Source organism: Curvibacter fontanus, assembly GCF_054780335.1.
Map to the genome: position 1 here is coordinate 39,685 of NZ_BAAGWN010000014.1, position 17,636 is coordinate 57,320.

Genomic DNA, 17,636 nt, shown 5'->3' on the forward strand with positions numbered 1-17,636 from the left:
GCTTTATGCCCCGAGTAAACCGGTGTTCGTGCGGCAGGTAAGGGGAATCCCACAGGCCGGGCCGGGGGGACTCCGCAAAGCCTTGAATTTTAACGTTTTTTAAGGGCTGTCGGCATCGGCCGGGTGGCCGGCGACAAATTCAAGCAGGCGGGTGCCCAAATCGGACTGCGCCAGCAGGCGCTCGCGGGCCTGGGCGATGGTGGTGGACCAGGCCGGCAGGTCCAGTGCCGGCAGTGGCCGGGTGTCCAGGCCGTTCCAGGTCCGGTGCAAACCGCGGAGTGAGGCCGGGGCCTCGATATGGTCCAGAAATGCCTCCAGCTTGGATCGGTGGGCCTCGTCGTGCTGCGGATAGATGTGCCAGACGAAGGGCCGCCCGGACCACAGGGCGCGCACCAGCGAGTCCTCGCCGCGCACGAAATTCAGGTTGCAGGCCCAGAGCAGGTGGTCGTAATCGTCCTGCGTGAGGTGGGGCAGGTAATGCAGGGCGAGGCCGGGCCGGGGGGCGCAGGCCCGCACCGCGGCCGTGGCGCGGCCGGCGGTGACCAGCAGCTGCACCGGTGCCGCCTGCTGTGCCAGCAGGTCCAGCAGGCCGGGCAGGGCGGTGGACTCGTAGCAGAACAGGGAGACGAGCTGCGTCTCGGGAGACGCCCCGATGCCCTGCCGGTCCAGCCAGGCCGCTGGGTCGAAGTCTGCCTGGCGCTGCGGCAGATCGGGTTCACGCAGCAGGCCTCCGGTGCGCCCGGTGAAACCAGGATAGAAAAAGTGTTTGACCAGTCCGCGCCCGGGGCCGCTCATCACCGGCGAGGGCAGGCCATGGCTGCGCTCCACATAAGTCTCGGCCGAGAGGTACTCAAGATTGATCCAGGCCGCTGGACGGCCATCGGCTTGTCGCCAGCCTACGTAGCGCGTCAGGAACTCGCTCGGGATCTCGCAGCCGAAGGCCTCGACCAGCACCTCGCCGGGCTTCAGGGCCTCCAGTGCCAGCGGCTGCGTCCAGGGATGGACCTCCACGCCGGGACAGCCCTGGGGCGCCATCCAGCGCAGCGCGCTGGCATCGTCCACCCACAGGCGCACGGCCTGGCCGCGGCCGGCGAGCTGGCGCGCCAGGCGCCAGCAGACGCCGATGTCGCCATAGTTGTCGATGACCTTGCAGAAAATGTCCCAGGTGCGGGCGGATGGCATGCTAGGGCCTGCTCACGCCAATTTCGCAAGTGCGAACGTGATTAAAACCGCGCCAATCTAGGCGCGCGACGACGCCCAGGCTGGCCGCCTGGGCTAGGAGTGCAACAACGAGTGGCGCGGTTTTAACCATGTTCCCTTCGGGTTGCGGCCAAAAAAGCCATGCGGGGTGTTGCGCGGACTGTGGCCGGGGGATGACCCCGGCGGCGTCCACGTGCCTACCGCATGACTTTTTTGATTCGCAACGCATCTTGTGAAATTGGCGTGAACAGGCCCTAGATTGTCCACAATACGGGTCATGGCAAACGAGAAGGTCAAGGACGAGGCGGAAGTCGGCGGCGTGCACAGCGCGGAGCTGCTGGCGCAGGTGGCGGCCCTGCCTTCGCTGCCCGGTGTCTACCGCTACTTCGACGCCGAGGGCGGGCTGCTCTACGTGGGCAAGGCGCGCAACCTCAAGAAGCGCGTGGCCAACTACTTCCAGAAAAGCCACGACGGCACGCGCATCGGCCACATGGTGGGCAAGATCGTGCGCCTGGAGACCACGGTGGTGCGCTCCGAGGCCGAGGCCCTGCTGCTGGAAAACAATCTGATCAAGACCCAGCACCCGCGCTACAACATCCTGTTTCGAGACGACAAGAGCTACCCCTATCTGAAGATCACAGTCGCCCAGCCGGGCGACAGCAAGTCCGCCAACGCGTGGCCGCGGGTGGCCTATTACCGCGGCGCGGTGGAAAAAAAGCACCATTACTTCGGCCCCTACCCCAGCGCCTGGGCCGTGAAGGAGGGCATCCTGCTGCTGCAGAAGGTGTTCCGCCTGCGCACCTGCGAGGACACGGTGTTTGCCAACCGCACGCGGCCCTGCCTGCTGTACCAGATCAAACGCTGCTCGGGCCCCTGCGTGGGCCTCGTCACGCCCGAGGCCTATGCGCAGGACGTGGCGCATGCCGAAGGTTTTCTGCGCGGCGAGACGCAGCAGGTGCTGCAGCAGCTCGAGGGCCGCATGCAGGCGCATTCCGAACAGCTGGAGTTCGAGCAGGCGGCTGAATTGCGCGACCAGATCGCGGCACTCTCCAATGTGCTGCACCAGCAGTCCATGGACAACGTGGACGACCGCGATGTGGACATCCTGGCCGTCAAGGTGCAGGGCGGCCGTGCCTGCGTGAATCTGGCCATGGTGCGTGGTGGCCGCCATCTGGGCGACCGCGCCTATTTCCCGGTGCACGTGGAGGATGCCGCGGCCCTGCTGGAGAGCGAGGACGAGTCCACCGCTGTGCCGGTCGAAGTCCAGGTGCTGGAGGCCTTCATCGCCCAGCATTACGTGGAGGTGCCGGCTGTGCCCACGCTGATCACCAGCGAGCCGGTGGGCAAGGGCCTGATCGACGCCCTGTCGGAACAGGCCGGTATCAGGATTCGCGCCGTGCACCAGCCGCGCGAACTGCGTCGCAGCTGGCTGGAGATGGCGCAGACCAATGCCGGCCTGCAGCTGGCCCGTCTGCTGGCGGAAGAGGGCTCGCAGCAGGCGCGCACGCGGGCGCTGGCCGAGGCCCTGGCCCTGCCGCAGGACCGGCTGGACGAGCTGCGCATCGAATGTTTCGACATCTCGCACACGGCGGGCGAGGCCACGCAGGCCTCCTGCGTGGTGTTCCATCACCACAAGATGCAGAACAGCGCGTACCGGCGCTACAAGATCGACGGCATCACGCCGGGCGACGACTACGCCGCCATGCGCCAGGTGCTGACGCGCCGTTACGCGCGTCTGGCCCAGGCCCTGCGTGAAGGAGGCGAGGGGGAAGGCGGCATGGCCACCGAGGGCACGGACCGCCTGCCCGACCTGGTGCTGGTCGATGGTGGCAAAGGCCAGGTGGCGATGGCACGTGAGGTGTTCGAACAGCTGGGCCTGGACCTCGCGCTCATCGTCGGCGTGGAAAAGGGCGAGGGCCGCAAGGTCGGCCTGGAGGAGCTGGTGTTCGCCGACGGGCGAGAGAAGGTCTGGCTGGGCAAGGACTCGGCCGCGCTGATGCTGGTGGCGCAGATCCGCGACGAGGCGCACCGCTTCGCCATCACCGGCATGCGCGCGGCCCGTGCCAAGGTGCGCACGGGCGGCAGCAGGATCGAGGAGATTGCAGGCGTGGGCCCCAAGCGGCGCGCCAGGCTGCTGCAGCGCTTTGGTGGCGCGCGCGGGGTGGAGGCTGCCAGCGTCGAGGACCTGGCCTCGGTGGACGGTATTTCGCACGAACTGGCGGAGCTCATCTACCGCGCCCTGCACTGATGGCCGCAGGCTGGCCCGGCGGGCATGCCACAATCCCCCTCATGTTCTTCACCATCCCCACCCTCATGACCTGGACGCGCATCGTCGCGATCCCTCTGATCGTCGGGGTGTTCTATCTGCCGCTGGAGCCCGGGACACGCAACCTGATCGCCACCGTGATGTTCGTGGTGTTCGCGTTGACCGACTGGCTTGACGGGTATCTGGCGCGCAAGCTCAATCAGATCTCCTCCTTCGGCGCCTTTCTTGACCCGGTGGCCGACAAGTTCCTGGTCTGCGCCAGCCTGCTGGTGCTGGTGGATCTGGGGCGGGCCGACGTCTTCGTGGCGCTCATCATCATCGGCCGCGAGATCGCGATCTCGGCCCTGCGCGAGTGGATGGCGCAGATCGGCGCCTCGCGCAGCGTGGCTGTGCACATGCTGGGCAAGGTCAAGACCACGGTGCAGATGGTGGCCATCCCCTTCCTGCTCTTCGACGGCATGCTGTTTGGCCTGCTCAACACGCATCTGTGGGGTACAGGTCTGATCTGGCTGGCCGCGGTCTTGACGGTGTGGTCCATGGTCTATTACCTGCAGAAAGCGCTGCCGGAAATCCGTGCCCGTGTGAAATGACGTCTGGATACGATGAGTCGCCGCAGTGACAGTGAGGCCCTGCAGCGGGCCATGCCGCTGGTTTTTGTGCTGATCTGGAGCACGGGTTTCATCGTGGCGCGCTACGGCATGCCCCATGCGCCGCCACTGGGTTTCCTGGCCTGGCGCTACGTCTTCTCCATCCTCTGTTTCCTGCCCTGGATCCTGCTGGCCCGTGTGGCCTGGCCGGCCACACGCACGCAATGGCTGCACCTATCGGTCACGGGTGTGCTCATGCATGCGGGCTATCTGGGCGGCGTGTGGGCGGCGGTGAAGGCCGGCATGGGTTCGGGGCTGGTGGCCCTGGTCGTCGGCCTGCAGCCTGTGCTCACCGCCATCTGGCTGTCGGCGCGCGGCGCTGCGGTGACGCGGCGGCAGTGGGCCGGCCTGGCCCTCGGTTTTGCCGGTCTGGCCCTGGTGGTGGCACGCAAGTTCGGGCAGGGCGGCGAAGCCGATCTGCTCAACCTCGCCTTGGCCCTGCTGGCCTTGCTGAGCATCACCACCGGCACGCTGTACCAGAAACATTTTGTTGCGCCTTGTGATGTGCGCAGCGCCAATGCGGTGCAACTCATTGCGGCGCTGGCGGTCACGCTGCCATTGGCCTTGTTTGAAAATGAAACCATGCGCTGGACAGTCATGCCGGGCAGCGTGAACTGGGAGCTGGTCGCGGCCATGGCCTGGTCGGTGCTGGGGCTCACGCTGGGTGGCAGCTCCCTGCTGTACCTGCTGATCCAGCGCGGCGCAGCCACCAGCGTGACCAGCCTGCTTTACCTGGTGCCACCGACCACGGCCCTCATGGCCTGGCTGCTGTTTGCCGAACCGATCACCTTGCTGACCATCACCGGCACGGTGCTGACCGCCGTGGGCGTGAGCCTGGTGGTGCGACCCGCGCGCTGATGAGGTGCGCTGCGCCGGGCGAACTGTATCAAGTGCTCGGCGCCTTAAACCATTTTGATGGCGACGCCTGGTCGTGGATCACCGGGTTTGAACATTTATTTGTGGGTGAGTGATACCGTGACCGTGACGGTCTGAAAAATGCGTCTAGAATTCGCCCCCGCGCTGTTGTTATGCCGCATGCCATGTTGACACGGGTATGATCCCTGGCTCTAATCGCATGCAGCAGCAAAAACTGCATGGCCCAGCCACCCGCCACCGGTTTCAACCGGGGCGGCAAGCCAAAATTTCTGACAAGACCAACTGACTAACGCAGTTTCCATACAAGGGGATCTTTGTGAACAAAACCGAACTGATCGAGCACATCGCCAAGCATGCCGACATTTCCAAGGCCGCCGCCACCCGCGCGCTGGAGTCCACCATCGGCGCCGTCAAGACCACGCTGAAAAAGGGCGGCTCCGTTTCTCTCGTCGGTTTCGGCACTTTCGCCGTGGGCAAACGTGCCGCCCGCACCGGCCGCAATCCCCGCACGGGCGCTGCGATTAAAATCAAGGCCGCCAAAGTGCCGAAGTTCCGCCCGGGCAAGGCTCTGAAGGACGCGCTGAACTGATGATCCTGTTTCGGTGGGGTGCTTAGCTCAGTTGGCAGAGCGGCTCCTTTACACGGAGTAGGTCGGCGGTTCGACCCCGTCAGCACCCACCACCCAGGCAAAGGCGAACGATGTGTTCGCCTTTTTCTTTTTTTGCTGGAGAGCGCTCCCATGTTTGATTACGTACGCAAGCACAACAAGATCATGATGATCGTCCTGTTCCTGATCATCATCCCGTCTTTCGTGCTGGTCGGCATCGACGGCTACAACCGTTTTCTTGAGAAGGACCGGACCGTGGCCCGTGTCGGCAGCGCCGAGATCACACGCGGCGAATGGGATGCGGCGCACCGTGAGGAAGTCGAACGCGCGCGCCAGCTCATGCCCACCATCGACGCCAAGCTGCTCGATTCCGACCAGGCCCGGTATGCAACGCTGGAGCGCCTGGTGCGCGAGCGCGTGCTGGTCCAGGCTGCGCAGGCCGCGCACCTGGGGGCCAGCGATGCCCGTCTGGCGCGCGAACTGCAGTCCATCCCGGCCATTGCCGAACTGCGTCGTCCTGATGGCACGCTGGACATGGAACGCTACCGCCAGCTGCTGGGCCGCCAGGGCATGAGCCCCGAGATGTTCGAGGCCCGCATGCGCAACGACCTGGCGGCTCGCCAGGTGCAGGCCGGCGTGGCCCAGACCGCCTTCATCCCGACCGTGCCGGCCGACCTGGCGCTGAGCGCCTATTTCGAACGGCGTGAAGTGCAGCTGGCGCGTTTCGCCACGGCGGACTTTGCCGCGCGCGTCAAACCCGAAGACAGCGAACTGGAAGCCTTCTACCAGGCCAACCAGACCCTGTTCCAGGCGCCCGAGCAGGCCAGCATCGAATACATCGTGCTGGACATCGATGCTGTGCGCAAGACGATCAAACTCAGCGAGCAGGACGTGCGCAGCTACTACGAGCAGAATGCCGCGCGCTTGAGTGGTCCCGAGGAGCGCCGTGCCAGCCACATCCTGATCTCCGCAGCCAAGGACGCCCCTGCGGCCGAGCGCCAGAAAGCGCGCGAGCGCGCGCAGGAGCTGCTGGCCCAGGTGCGCAAGGCGCCTGACAGCTTTGCCCAGTTGGCACGCAAGCATTCGCAGGACCCGGGTTCGGCGCCCAATGGCGGCGACCTCGACTTCTTCCCGCGCGGCGCCATGGTCAAACCTTTCGAGGATGCCGCCTTCGCCCTGAAGAAGGGTGAAATCAGCGAGGTCGTCGAATCCGACTTCGGCTTCCACATCATCCGCGTCACCGACATCAAGGCGCCCAAGCAGAAGAGCTTTGCCGAACTGCGTGCCAGCCTGGAAGAAGACCTCAAGAACCAGCAGGCGCGTGCCCGTTACGCCGAGGCTGCCGAGGCCTTCACCAACGGCGTCTACGAGCAGTCCGACAGCCTCAAGCCCGTGGCCGACAAGCTCAAGCTCGAGATCCAGAGCGCCAACGGTCTGGGTCGCCAGCCGGCGCCTGGCGCCAAGGGCGTGCTGGCCAGCGCCAAGTTCCTGGAGGCGGTTTTCAGCCCCGACAGCGTGAACAACAAGCGCAACACCGAGGCCGTGGAGATTGCACCCAGCCAACTCGCCGCTGCGCGCATCACGGCTTACACGCCTGCGCGCACCTTGCCCCTGGCCGAAGTGCGCCAGCTGGTGCGCGAGCGCGTGGTGCAGGCGCGTGCCGCCGAACTGGCGCGCCAGGAAGGTCAACAGAAACTGGCGTCCTGGAAGGCCGGCCCGGCGAGTGCTGGTACGGGCGCCACCCAGGTGGTGTCGCGCGACCAGACGCAGAACCTGCCGGCTGCCGTGGTCGACGCCGTGCTGCGCGCCGATGCCACCCAGCTGCCGCAGTGGGTGGGTGTCGACCTCGGTGCCCAGGGTTATGTCGTGGTCCGTGTCATCAAGCGTGTCGAGCGCGCGGCCCCTGCAGCCGATGCGCAGCGGCAAGAGCGTGCCCAGTACGCCCAGTGGTGGATGCAGGCCGAGGGCCAGGCCTACTACCAGTGGCTGCAGGAACGCCTCAAGGTCCAGATCAAGGTGCCGCGTCCCGCGAATGCCGTGCCTGCGGCGCGCAGCGCCTCGTGAGCGACTGAGGTTATAATTTCAGCCTTGCGGTGGCTGTAGCTCAGTTGGTAGAGTCCAGGATTGTGATTCCTGTCGTCGTGGGTTCGAGTCCCATCAGCCACCCCACCGCATCACATTGAATCAAGGCCCTCCGGGGCCTTGATTCGTTTCAGGGTTTAGCCCGTGGCGTCAGCATGCGCCGCGCCAGCAGGGCCGCAATCACCAGCAGGGCCGCGCCGGCGGCGGCTGTGGCATGCAGGGCATCGGTGAAGGCCAGGCGTGCGGCGTCGCGCAGCAAGGTGCCCAGGGCCTCAGGCAGAGCTGCGGCGGCGGCCAGCGCGCCGCCCAGGGTGGCGCCGGCGGCCGTCGCGCTGTCGGCTGGCACATCGGCGGGCAGCATCTCCATCAGGCGCTCGCGGTACAGCAGCGTACCCAGGCTGCCGAAGATGGCGATGCCACAGGCCCCGCTGAACTCGGACGCGGTTTCTGCCATGGCGGAGGCTGCCCCGGCGCGCTCCGGCGGCGCCGAGGTCACGACGATCTCCGTGCCGATGGTGAAGACCGGCGCCATGCCCAGGCTCATGACCACGGTGGCCACGATCAGCACTGGCAAGGTGGCCAGATCACGGGTGGCCAGCAGCAGGGCAAAGCCGATGGCGGCCATCAACAGCGCCGCCGCCAGCAACTGGTGCGGAGGCCAGCGCTGCGTCAGCCTGGGCGCCAGCAGCGAGCCCACGACAAAGCCCAGGGCCCAGGGCACGGTGGCCAGGCCGGCGGCCAGCGGGCTCAGGCCCAGCACACCCTGCAGGTACTGCGTGATGAAGATGTAGACGCCGAACATGGCCAGGCAGGACAGGGCGTAGATGGTCAGCGCCGCAGCGAAGGCCGGGCGGCGGAACAGGCCCAGGTCCAGCAGCGGGTAGGCCAGCCGTGTCTGGCGCTGCACGAACACCGCACCCAGGGCCACGCCGCAGACCAGGGCCACGAAAGCGGCCGTGCCCGGACCGGACTCGGCCAGCCGTTTCAGGCCCCAGATCAGGGGCAGCACCGTGGACAGCGACAGGGCCACACTGGCCAGGTCCAGACGCCCGGCCTGCGGGTCGCGGTACTCGGGCAGCAGGGAGGGGCCCAGCAGCAGGAGCAGCAGCATCACCGGCACGGCGGCCAGGAAGACCGAGCCCCAGGGGAACCACTGAAGCAGCAGGCCCCCTGTCAGCGGCCCGATCGCGCTGCCGACCGAGAAGGCGGTGATCCAGATGCCGATGGCGAACTGGCGCTGCCGCTCGTCGTGGAACATGTTGCGGATCAGCGAGAGCGTGGACGGCGCCAGCGTGGCCCCGGCCACGCCCAGCAGGGCGCGCAGGGCGATCAGGGCCTCGGCGCTGTGCGCGAAGGCGGCCAGGGTGCTGGCAGCTGCAAAGGCCGCCGCACCGATCAGCAGCAGGCGGCGCCGGCCGATGCGGTCGCCCAGCGTGCCCATGGTGATGAGGAAACCCGCCACGAGGAAGCCGTAGATGTCCACGATCCACAGCAGTTGCGAGGGCGTGGGCTGCAGGTCGGCGCTGATGGCCGGCAGGGCCAGGTTGAGCACCGTGAGGTCCATGGCGTAGACGGCACAGGGCAGGGTGATCAGCGCCAGGCCGATCCATTCGCGCCGGCCGGCGCGGCGCGGCGCGGTGTCAGGAGAAGTCGAGGGTGTCGGGTGCATAGGGTTTTTGTGCTTCGGTATTCATGAAGCACGACGAACAAGACTCGGCATTTTCGACCGGGCGGCAGCGGCAGCGCTGCTGCCCGGTTTAGTTCACCATGACCAGCTTGCCCTTCACGTCGCGCGCACCCATGCGCGCGTAGGCGGCCTTGAGCTCGCCCATGGGCAGGGTGCTGTCGATCACGGGCTTGATCTTGCCCTGGCCGTACCACTGGGCCAGGGCCATCATCATGGCGGCGTTGGCCTGCGGTTCACGGCGGGCGAATTCGCCCCAGAACACGCCGACGATGGCGGCGCCCTTGAGCAGGGGCAGGTTCAGCGGCAGCTGGGGAATAGGTCCGGCGGCAAAACCCACCACCAGGTAACGACCGCGCCAGGCGATGGAGCGCAGGGCCGGCTCGGCCAGGTCGCCGCCCACGGGGTCGTAGACCACGTCCGGGCCCTTGCCGCCGGTCAGGGCCTTGAGCTGCTCGCGCAGGTCCTGCGTGCTGTAGTTGATGGTGTCGTCGGCGCCGATGGACTTGCACAGCGCGCACTTGTCGTCGCTGGAGGCCGCGGCGATCACGCGCGCGCCCATGGCCTTGGCGATCTGGATGGTGGCAGTGCCCACGCCGCCGGCCGCGCCCAGCACCAGCAGGGTTTCGCCGGCCTTGAGCTGGGCCCGGTCCACCAGCGCGTGGTGCGAGGTGGCGTAGGTCATGATGAAGGCCGCCGCATCGGCAAAGGGGAAACCCGCAGGCAGGGGCAGGCACAGGGCGGCCGGCGCCAGGGTGTGGGTGCCGAAGCCGCCGGTGCCCGAGAGGCAGGCCACGTGCTGGCCGACTTTCAGGTTCGTGACACCTGCGCCCAGGGCTTCGACCACCCCGGCGTACTCGGAGCCCGGCACAAAGGGCAGGGGCGGCTTGATCTGGTACTTGTTCTGCACGATCAGCAGGTCGGGGAAGTTCAGGCTGGCGGCCTTGATCGCCACCCGCACCTGGCCGGGGCCGGGCTGCGGGGTGGGCTGTTCCTTCCACTCGAGGGCGTCAACTCCGGTGGGGTTCGTGCAAAGCCATGCGTGCATACCGTGTCTCCTGTTGCGTGCTGAAGCGTGTCGGGCATGATACGTGCACCGCTGTGGGTCCTCTTGTCCCTCGCGTGACGCAAGTCAAGGCGGACAGGCGGGCCACCTACAATGGGCACGGACATGCCAACCATGAAAATCCTGATCTCCAACGACGACGGCTACCAGGCTCCCGGCATCGTGGCGCTGTACGAGGCGCTCAAGGATGTGGCCGAGGTGGAGGTGGTGGCGCCCGAGCACAACAACAGCGCCAAATCCAATGCGCTGACCCTGCATTCCCCGCTGTACGTGCACCGTGCGGCCAACGGCTTCCGTTACGTCAACGGCACGCCGGCCGACTGCGTGCACATCGCGCTGACCGGTCTGCTGGGCTACCGGCCCGATCTGGTGGTCTCGGGCATCAACAACGGCGCCAATATGGGCGACGACACCATCTATTCGGGCACCGTGGGCGCGGCCATGGAGGGTTATCTCTTCGGCATCCCGGCCATCGCCTTCTCGCAGACCGAGAAGGGCTGGAAGCACCTGGATGCCGCCGCTGCGCGGGCGCGCCAGCTGGTGGCCGAGATGCTGGCGCAGCGCATGGTGGGCGCGCAGCCCTGGCTGCTCAACGTCAACATTCCCTGCCTGCCTCGGGAGCAGCTCAAGCCGGCCAAGGTCTGTCGCCTGGGACGCCGCCACGCGGCCGAACCGGTCATCACCCAGACCAGTCCGCGCGGCGACACCATGTACTGGATCGGCGCGGCCGGCCCGGCCATGGACGATAGCGAGGGCACCGACTTTCACGCCACCTCTCAGGGCCATGTCGCGGTGACACCGCTCAAGGTCGATCTTTCCGACCATGAGCGTCTGGGCTACTGGGCGCAGTCCATGGCGCAGCTCGGCGCCGGGGGGGCGGCGTGAATGCGCGTCCGCGTCCCGGTTTCCCGGCGCGGCTGGACCGGCCGGCCGACGCCGTGGCACGTCCTGCCGCGGCGGCGGCACAGCGCAGCGCCCCCGCCGCCACGACGGCCTTGCAACGCACCTTGCGCACGGCCCCGGTACCGCAGGGCCTGGGCCTGGATTCCCGGACCGTGCGTCTGGCCATGGTGCACAAGCTGGCGGTGCAGGGCGTCAAGGATGCGCGGGTGCTCGACGCCATGGGGCGCGTAGAGCGGCACCGTTTCGTCGACACGGCGCTGGCCACGCAGGCCTATGAAGACACCAGCCTGCCCATCGGCCTGGGCCAGACCATCTCCAAGCCCAATGTGGTGGCGCGCATGATCGAGCTGCTGCTGGCCGGGCGCACGGAGCCCATGGGGCGCGTGCTGGAGATCGGTACGGGTTGCGGCTACCAGGCCGCCGTGCTGAGCCTGCTGGTGAACGAGGTCTACAGCATCGAGCGCCTGCGCGGCCTGCACGACAAGGCGCGCGAGAACCTGCGCCTGCTGCGCTTGCCCAATGTGCATCTGCTGTTTGGCGACGGCATGACGGGTTTTGCACAAGGCGCGCCCTACGCCGGCATCATCGCGGCGGCGGGGGGCGAAGCCGTGCCGACGGCCTGGACGGAGCAGCTCTCGGTGGGCGGGCGCCTGGTGGCGCCGGTGGCGCGGACTGCCGGGGGCCCCCAGGCCCTGCTGGTGGTCGACAAGACTCCAGCCGGCCTGCAGAACACCCTGCTTGAGGCGGTGCACTTTGTCCCTCTAAAATCGGGCATCGCATGAAGGAAACAGCTATGACGGTTTATTCGCGACGGGCAGGGATGACGGGCTGGCTGCTGGCGGCCGCGCTGGGGCTGTCGGCCTGCGGCACGGGCCCGGGCAGCGCGCCGGTGGAGGACAGGCGCACCAGCATCTCCCGGCCGGTCATGGATCCGAACACCACGGCCGTGAAACAACCCCCGGGTTTCGAGAACGCCGGCAAGGTCGGCTACTACACCGTCAAGCCCGGCGAGACGCTGATACGCATCGGGCTCGAAACCGGGCAGAACTGGAAAGACATCGCAGCCTGGAACAACCTGGAGCAACCCAATCAGATCAGTGTGGGCCAGGTGCTGCGCGTGACCCCGCCCGTCGTGGCTGCCACGGAGAGCAATGGTGTCGTGACCCGGCCCATCGGTTCTGGGAGCATCGCCTCCACCCAGGTGTCGCCGGGTCAGAGCTCCAGCGCGGCGGCGCGGCCGGGCACCGCAACTCCTGCCGCGGCCGAGCCTGCGGCTGCCGCCGAATCCGGCCTGAGCTGGATCTGGCCTGTGCCCGGCCCCGTGCTGGCCGGCTTTGACGAGGTGAAGAACAAGGGGCTGGACCTGGGCGGAGCGGCTGGCGAGCCGGTGCTGGCCGCCGCCGAGGGCAAGGTGGTCTATGTCGGCGCCGGTCTGCGCGGTTACGGCAACCTCATCATTCTCAAGCACAACAGCACCTACCTGACCGCCTATGCGCATAACAAGATGCTGCTGGTCAAGGAGGATCAGGCGGTGCGCAAAGGCCAGAAGATCGCCGAGATGGGCAACAGCGATGCCGACCGCGTGAAGCTGCACTTCGAGGTGCGACGCCAGGGCAAGCCGGTCGACCCGCTCAAGTACCTGCCACCTCGCTAGCGCGATTGGCAGCCGTGAGGAACAGCCATGCCCAGACGCTCCCTCCAAGGCAACGACGACATGCGCACCGCGGCGCTGTCTGAGGGCAGTGCGGCGCGCCCCGTGGACGACAGCGGGCCCGATATCCCTGCGCCGATCGTGGCCGAACTGGCCGCCGACTCCGGCGATGCGCTGACCTCCTATTTGCGCCATATCCGGCGCACCGAACTCTTCACCCCCGTGCAGGAGTACGAGACGGCCCTGCGCGCACGCGCCGGCGACTTTGCCGCGCGCCAGAGCATGATCGAGCACAACCTGCGGCTGGTGGTCAGCATCGCCAAGCTCTACCTGGGGCGCGGTGTGCCGCTGTCGGACCTGATCGAGGAGGGCAACCTCGGGCTCATGCACGCCATCGAGAAGTTCGAGCCGGAGCGGGGTTTCCGTTTTTCCACCTACGCCACCTGGTGGATACGCCAGGCGGTGGAGCGTGCGCTGATGCAGCAGGGGCGGGTGATCCGCCTGCCCGTCAACGTGGTGCGCGAGCTGCAGCAGGTGCTGCGCGCGCGTCGCGAGCTCGAGAATGACGCGGTTTTCGTGGCGAGGCGACCGGACGGTGTGCGCGTCGAGGATGTGGCCCATTTCCTGGGGCGCGATATCCACGAGGTGGCCGAATTGCTGGCCCTGGCCGAGACGCCGCGCTCGCTGGACGCCACACTGGAGCGCAACGAGGGCGAGCAGACCCTGGGCGAGACCGTGGTGGACGAACTGGCCATCGACCCGAGCGGCGTCACCCAGGCGCACGAAGTGGAGCGCCTGCTGGACGAGTGGCTGCTGGGCCTGTCGGCGCGCGAGCGCGAGGTGCTGGAGGGGCGCTTCGGCCTGCGCGACCGCGAACCCGAGACCCTGGACGTGCTGAGCCAGCGCCTGGGCCTGACGCGCGAGCGTGTGCGCCAGGTTCAGAACGAGGCCCTGTTCAAGCTCAAGCGCCACCTGGCGCGCCGCGGCATCACGCGCGAGGCGCTGCTGTGATTCTGCTCCGGTAACATCTCCGCATGATCTCTCCCGTTCTTGTTTTCGACATCGAATCCATACCCGACATCGCGGGTCTGCGCGCCTTGCGCGACATGCCGGCCGACAGCACGGACGAGCAGGTCTACGCGGCCTGGCTGGCCGAGCGCAAGGAAAAGGGGCAGAGCGATTTCATGCCCCTGCACCTGCAGCGCATCCTGGTGATCAGTGCTGTGTTTCGCAACGCCGAGGGTCTGCGCATCCACTCCTTTGTGGACCGTGACGGCAAGAGCGAGGGCAAGGTCATCCAGACCTTCTTCAATACCCTGGAAAAACACGTGCCCCAGCTGGTGAGCTGGAACGGCGGGGGCTTCGACCTGCCGGTGCTGCATTACCGCGGCCTGCAGCACGGCGTCGTGGCCGACAAGTACTGGGACCAGGGCGAGGACGACCGCGACTTCAAGTGGAACAACTACATCAGCCGCTACCACATGCGCCACCTGGACCTGATGGACCTGCTGGCCTTGTACCAACCCAAGAACAACGCGCCGCTGGACGCCATGGCCAAGCTCTGCGGCTTTCCCGGCAAGCTGGGCATGGACGGCTCGGCGGTCTATCCGGCTTACCTGGAAGGCAAGCTGGAGGACATCCGCCGTTACTGCGAGACGGACGTGATGAACACCTACCTGCTCTACTGCCGCTTCCAGAAGATGCGTGGTGGTCTGCTGGAAGCCGAGTACGGCCGGGAGATCACGCTGATCAGGGAGACGCTGGGTAATCTGGCGCCTGCCGAACCGCATTGGGACGAGTACCTCAAGGCCTGGGCCTAGGGGCGGGCGACCCGCTCAGGCGTCGTCGGCGCTGTATTCCCGCGTGGTGCGCGAGATGGCGGTGTCGACACTTGACAGCCAGTCCAGAAGCGTCTGTTCGGTGGTCTGATCTCCTTCGGTGCGCCACTGCCGTCGGACCTGGCGCGCCAGGGCGCGCAGTTGCCAGGCGGCCTCGCTGGCCAGCAGCGTCAGCTCGGCCTGGAGGTACGGATCCAGTGACTCCTTGCCCAGTTGCTCCAGCTGTTCCGGGACGGCACCGGCCTGGGCCAGATTGCGCGACAGCTTCAAAGCCTGGGCTGCAATCGGTCGCAGGTTTTTTTTCTGCTCCTGCGGCATTTGTGCGGAGGTAATCCGGTCCTCGGGCCAGGCGCCCAGCACCCGCTCAATTTCCAGCAGGCAGGAGATGGGATCGTCCAGCAGGGTGATCGAGTCGACCGATGCTTCCTGCGGCCGGAGCAGCGCGAGGATCTTTTCCGACAGCTTGGCGTCATACCGATGGGTGTTCATGCGCAAGAGGATGGACAGGCGCAGTTCAGGAACCTCGCGGCCAGGGGCGAAAGCGCCGGTCACGAGCTCGGTCAGCGCCATGAGCTTGCCGCAAGGGCTGAGACCGTCTTCGCGCAAGTTGCGCGGGTAGCCGGAGCCGTCCAGGAACTCATGGTGTTCCATCACGGCCTGGACCACCTCCCGGGGGTACTCCTTGTGCCGTTCGATGAGGGCGCTGGACACCATCGGATGCGAGACAAGCTGACGGTGCTGGCTGCGATTGATACCACTCTTGTACTCCAGCAATTGGGGGTCCAGATGCAGCATACCGATGTCGTGCAGCAGCCCTGCCGTGGCCGCGATCCGGAGTTGCAGGCGGGACATGCCGCTGACCGCCGCCAGCCAGGAGGCAGTCAGCGTGGTGCTCAGCAGATGCTGGTAAAGGGTCGGCCGTATGTCCTTGGCCATCGTGAGCTGGAAGGCAATAGGGTCGGGCAGGTGGATGCGCTCGACGCCATCGAGGAGGATGTCCCGCGTTTCGCGGTCCTCCAGCATCCGGCCGAAAAAGGGCGTCTGGCTGGCAAGGTCCTCGATGCCTTTGCGCAGTGCGTGGCCGTTCACCGCGGGCTGGCTCGAGACGGAATCCTCGATGGGCGCCGACAGCCGGTGCTCCATCAGGCGATCGTACAAACCCGGGTGCATGGCTACTCCCTGGTCGATGATCTTGACCCCCTTGGCGTTGTAGATGGGTTGCGTGGTCAAGACTTGCCGCACGCTGCCGAATTCGGTGACAGCCTGGGTGAAGTACTGGGTGTCGGTAGCAGTCTGCACGAGGGATTTCCGGGAGATGTATGTACATGGTAGCGCCGGAACGGGGGAGCTTCTGCCGGGCTCGTGGACAATACGCACATGCCTGATGAAATCGCGAAAAATTCACCACTTCCCCCGGACCACCTGCTGATCGAGTCCCTCGACATCGAAGCCCAGGGCATCGCCCACCGGGCCGACGGCAAGGTCGTGTTCGTCGAGGGCGCGCTGCCCTTCGAGGTCGTCAGCGCCAGCGTCAACCGCAAGAAGAACAATTGGGAACAGGCCACCGTCACGGCCATCCATCAGGAGTCCTCGCAGCGTGTGCGTCCGGGCTGCCCGCATTTCGGTCTGCACGCCGGGGCCTGCGGCGGCTGCAAGATGCAGCACCTGCACCCCGCGGCTCAGGTGGCCGTCAAGCAGCGCGTGCTGGAGGACAACCTCTGGCACCTGGGCAAGGTGCGGGCCGAGACCGTGCTGCGTCCCATCGAAGGCCCGGCCTGGGGCTACCGCTACCGCGCCCGCCTGTCGGTGCGCCACGTGCGCAAAAAGGGCACGGTGCTGGTGGGTTTTCACGAGCGCAAGAGCCGCTACGTGGCCGACATGGCGGTGTGCCCCGTGCTGCCCCCGCACGTGAGCGCCATGCTGATGCCGCTGCGCGCCCTGGTCGGCTCGCTCGATGCCATCGAGACCTGTCCGCAGATCGAACTGGCCTGCGGCGATGCGGTCACGGCCCTGGTGCTGCGGCACCTGGAGCCCCTGAGTGCAGGGGATCTCGAAAAATTACGCGCTTTTGCGACCCTGAACCCGGGTGTGCAATGGTGGCTGCAGCCCAAGGGGCCGGACACCGTGCACCTCCTGGACGACACGCCGGATGCTCTGCCGCTGAGCTACGCCCTGCCCGAATTCGGCATCACCATGCCCTTCAAACCCACCGATTTCACCCAGGTCAATCCGCACATCAACCGCGTGCTGGTCGCGCGCGCGCTGCGCCTGCTGGAGGTGCAGAAAAACGAGCGGGTGATCGACTGGTTCTGCGGCCTGGGCAACTTCACCCTGCCCATTGCCACGCAGGCGCGTGAGGTGCTGGGCATCGAGGGCAGCGAGACCCTGGTGGCGCGCTCGCGTGAGAACTTGCGGCTGAATCAGACGACTCGTCCCGAGGGTCAGGCCCTGGCGGCGACGGATTTCGTGGCGCGCAACCTCTTCGAGATGACACCCGAGCTGCTGATCCAGGATGGTGTGGCCGAGAAGTGGCTGGTGGATCCGCCGCGCGAGGGGGCCTTTGCCCTGGCCAAGACGCTGGCCGACCTGCACCAGCAGCAGGTGGATCCCGCCAACCATCCGGCCACGCCTGGGGCGCAGGGCTGGACGCCGCCGCGGCGCATCGTCTACGTGAGCTGCAACCCGGCCACGTTGGCGCGCGATGCCGGCCTGCTGGTGCACCAGGCGGGTTACCGCTGCACGGCGGCGGGGGTGGTGAATATGTTCCCGCACACCGCGCACGTCGAGAGCATGGCGGTGTTCGAGCTGGCCTGATC

At 66.8% G+C, this 17,636-nt stretch carries 15 protein-coding genes and 2 tRNA genes; 13 read left to right on the plus strand and 4 right to left on the minus strand.

Annotation, left to right across the window (positions count from 1 at the left end; translation table 11 throughout):
* Positions 1-99: 99 nt before the first annotated feature.
* Complete coding sequence (gene earP / locus ACYVH8_RS10160) at positions 100-1,182, minus strand: elongation factor P maturation arginine rhamnosyltransferase EarP (RefSeq protein ID WP_460488743.1); 1,083 nt, start codon at positions 1,180-1,182, stop codon at positions 100-102.
* 295 nt (positions 1,183-1,477) lie between these two features.
* Between earP and uvrC the strand changes: the two genes are divergently transcribed.
* From uvrC to ACYVH8_RS10195, 7 genes are all read left to right on the plus strand, one after another.
* On the plus strand, positions 1,478-3,448 hold the full coding sequence (gene uvrC, locus ACYVH8_RS10165) for an excinuclease ABC subunit UvrC (protein WP_460488744.1): 1,971 nt from the start codon (positions 1,478-1,480) through the stop codon (positions 3,446-3,448).
* Between the two features lie 41 nt (positions 3,449-3,489).
* Positions 3,490-4,056 carry a CDP-diacylglycerol--glycerol-3-phosphate 3-phosphatidyltransferase gene (pgsA, locus tag ACYVH8_RS10170; protein ID WP_460488745.1) on the plus strand — a complete coding sequence of 189 codons (567 nt, stop codon included), beginning with the start codon at positions 3,490-3,492 and terminating at the stop codon, positions 4,054-4,056.
* A gap of 12 nt (positions 4,057-4,068) precedes the next feature.
* A complete protein-coding gene (locus tag ACYVH8_RS10175; protein ID WP_460488746.1) occupies positions 4,069-4,971 on the plus strand; it encodes a DMT family transporter in 903 nt (300 codons plus the stop codon).
* A gap of 334 nt (positions 4,972-5,305) precedes the next feature.
* Complete coding sequence (locus ACYVH8_RS10180; protein WP_057675617.1) at positions 5,306-5,578, plus strand: HU family DNA-binding protein; 273 nt, start codon at positions 5,306-5,308, stop codon at positions 5,576-5,578.
* A gap of 16 nt (positions 5,579-5,594) precedes the next feature.
* Positions 5,595-5,670 (plus strand) — tRNA-Val (locus ACYVH8_RS10185).
* Positions 5,671-5,728: 58 nt separating this feature from the next.
* Positions 5,729-7,660, plus strand: coding sequence for a SurA N-terminal domain-containing protein (locus tag ACYVH8_RS10190; protein WP_460488747.1), 1,932 nt, complete (start codon positions 5,729-5,731; stop codon positions 7,658-7,660).
* Between the two features lie 29 nt (positions 7,661-7,689).
* Positions 7,690-7,765, plus strand: a tRNA-His gene (locus ACYVH8_RS10195).
* Between the two features lie 43 nt (positions 7,766-7,808).
* Here the strand turns inward: ACYVH8_RS10195 and ACYVH8_RS10200 are convergent.
* Positions 7,809-9,347: an MFS transporter gene (locus ACYVH8_RS10200; RefSeq protein ID WP_460488748.1), complete on the minus strand. Its 1,539-nt coding sequence runs from the start codon at positions 9,345-9,347 to the stop codon at positions 7,809-7,811.
* Between the two features lie 88 nt (positions 9,348-9,435).
* Positions 9,436-10,410, minus strand: coding sequence for an NADPH:quinone oxidoreductase family protein (locus ACYVH8_RS10205; protein WP_460488749.1), 975 nt, complete (start codon positions 10,408-10,410; stop codon positions 9,436-9,438).
* A gap of 132 nt (positions 10,411-10,542) precedes the next feature.
* Here ACYVH8_RS10205 and surE point away from each other — a divergent pair, with 132 nt between their 5' ends.
* The 5 genes from surE to ACYVH8_RS10230 are packed head-to-tail and all read left to right on the plus strand — an operon-like array spanning position 10,543 to position 14,802.
* Positions 10,543-11,313: a 5'/3'-nucleotidase SurE gene (gene surE / locus ACYVH8_RS10210; RefSeq protein ID WP_460488750.1), complete on the plus strand. Its 771-nt coding sequence runs from the start codon at positions 10,543-10,545 to the stop codon at positions 11,311-11,313.
* Positions 11,310-12,113 (plus strand): protein-L-isoaspartate(D-aspartate) O-methyltransferase, encoded by an 804-nt coding sequence (locus tag ACYVH8_RS10215; protein ID WP_460488751.1) that lies wholly within the window; start codon positions 11,310-11,312, stop codon positions 12,111-12,113. The genes surE and ACYVH8_RS10215 overlap by 4 nt, the downstream gene beginning before the upstream one ends.
* An 11-nt stretch (positions 12,114-12,124) precedes the next feature.
* Positions 12,125-12,985 (plus strand): peptidoglycan DD-metalloendopeptidase family protein, encoded by an 861-nt coding sequence (locus ACYVH8_RS10220; protein ID WP_460488752.1) that lies wholly within the window; start codon positions 12,125-12,127, stop codon positions 12,983-12,985.
* A gap of 27 nt (positions 12,986-13,012) precedes the next feature.
* On the plus strand, positions 13,013-13,993 hold the full coding sequence (locus tag ACYVH8_RS10225; RefSeq protein ID WP_460488753.1) for a sigma-70 family RNA polymerase sigma factor: 981 nt from the start codon (positions 13,013-13,015) through the stop codon (positions 13,991-13,993).
* Between the two features lie 26 nt (positions 13,994-14,019).
* Positions 14,020-14,802 (plus strand): 3'-5' exonuclease, encoded by a 783-nt coding sequence (locus ACYVH8_RS10230; protein ID WP_460488811.1) that lies wholly within the window; start codon positions 14,020-14,022, stop codon positions 14,800-14,802.
* Between the two features lie 15 nt (positions 14,803-14,817).
* Here ACYVH8_RS10230 and ACYVH8_RS10235 read toward each other — a convergent pair whose 3' ends face one another.
* Entirely contained in the window at positions 14,818-16,119 is a 1,302-nt protein-coding gene (locus ACYVH8_RS10235; protein ID WP_460488754.1) for an HD-GYP domain-containing protein, read from the minus strand.
* Between the two features lie 78 nt (positions 16,120-16,197).
* On the opposite strand from ACYVH8_RS10235, the gene rlmD reads away from it, so the two are divergent.
* Complete coding sequence (rlmD, locus tag ACYVH8_RS10240) at positions 16,198-17,634, plus strand: 23S rRNA (uracil(1939)-C(5))-methyltransferase RlmD (RefSeq protein WP_460488755.1); 1,437 nt, start codon at positions 16,198-16,200, stop codon at positions 17,632-17,634.
* Positions 17,635-17,636: the final 2 nt, after the last annotated feature.

Excerpts from the sequence above, each read along its gene's own strand:
- rlmD (WP_460488755.1), top strand. The coding sequence starts at position 16,198 with ATGCCTGATGAAATCGCGAAAAATTCACCACTTCCCCCGGACCACCTG.
- pgsA (WP_460488745.1), top strand. The coding sequence starts at position 3,490 with ATGTTCTTCACCATCCCCACCCTCATGACCTGGACGCGCATCGTCGCG.
- ACYVH8_RS10190 (WP_460488747.1), top strand. The coding sequence starts at position 5,729 with ATGTTTGATTACGTACGCAAGCACAACAAGATCATGATGATCGTCCTG.
- ACYVH8_RS10220 (WP_460488752.1), top strand. The coding sequence starts at position 12,125 with ATGACGGTTTATTCGCGACGGGCAGGGATGACGGGCTGGCTGCTGGCG.
- uvrC (WP_460488744.1), top strand. The coding sequence starts at position 1,478 with ATGGCAAACGAGAAGGTCAAGGACGAGGCGGAAGTCGGCGGCGTGCAC.
- ACYVH8_RS10200 (WP_460488748.1), bottom strand. The coding sequence starts at position 9,347 with ATGCACCCGACACCCTCGACTTCTCCTGACACCGCGCCGCGCCGCGCC.
- ACYVH8_RS10225 (WP_460488753.1), top strand. The coding sequence starts at position 13,013 with ATGCCCAGACGCTCCCTCCAAGGCAACGACGACATGCGCACCGCGGCG.
- earP (WP_460488743.1), bottom strand. The coding sequence starts at position 1,182 with ATGCCATCCGCCCGCACCTGGGACATTTTCTGCAAGGTCATCGACAAC.
- ACYVH8_RS10175 (WP_460488746.1), top strand. The coding sequence starts at position 4,069 with ATGAGTCGCCGCAGTGACAGTGAGGCCCTGCAGCGGGCCATGCCGCTG.
- surE (WP_460488750.1), top strand. The coding sequence starts at position 10,543 with ATGAAAATCCTGATCTCCAACGACGACGGCTACCAGGCTCCCGGCATC.
- ACYVH8_RS10205 (WP_460488749.1), bottom strand. The coding sequence starts at position 10,410 with ATGCACGCATGGCTTTGCACGAACCCCACCGGAGTTGACGCCCTCGAG.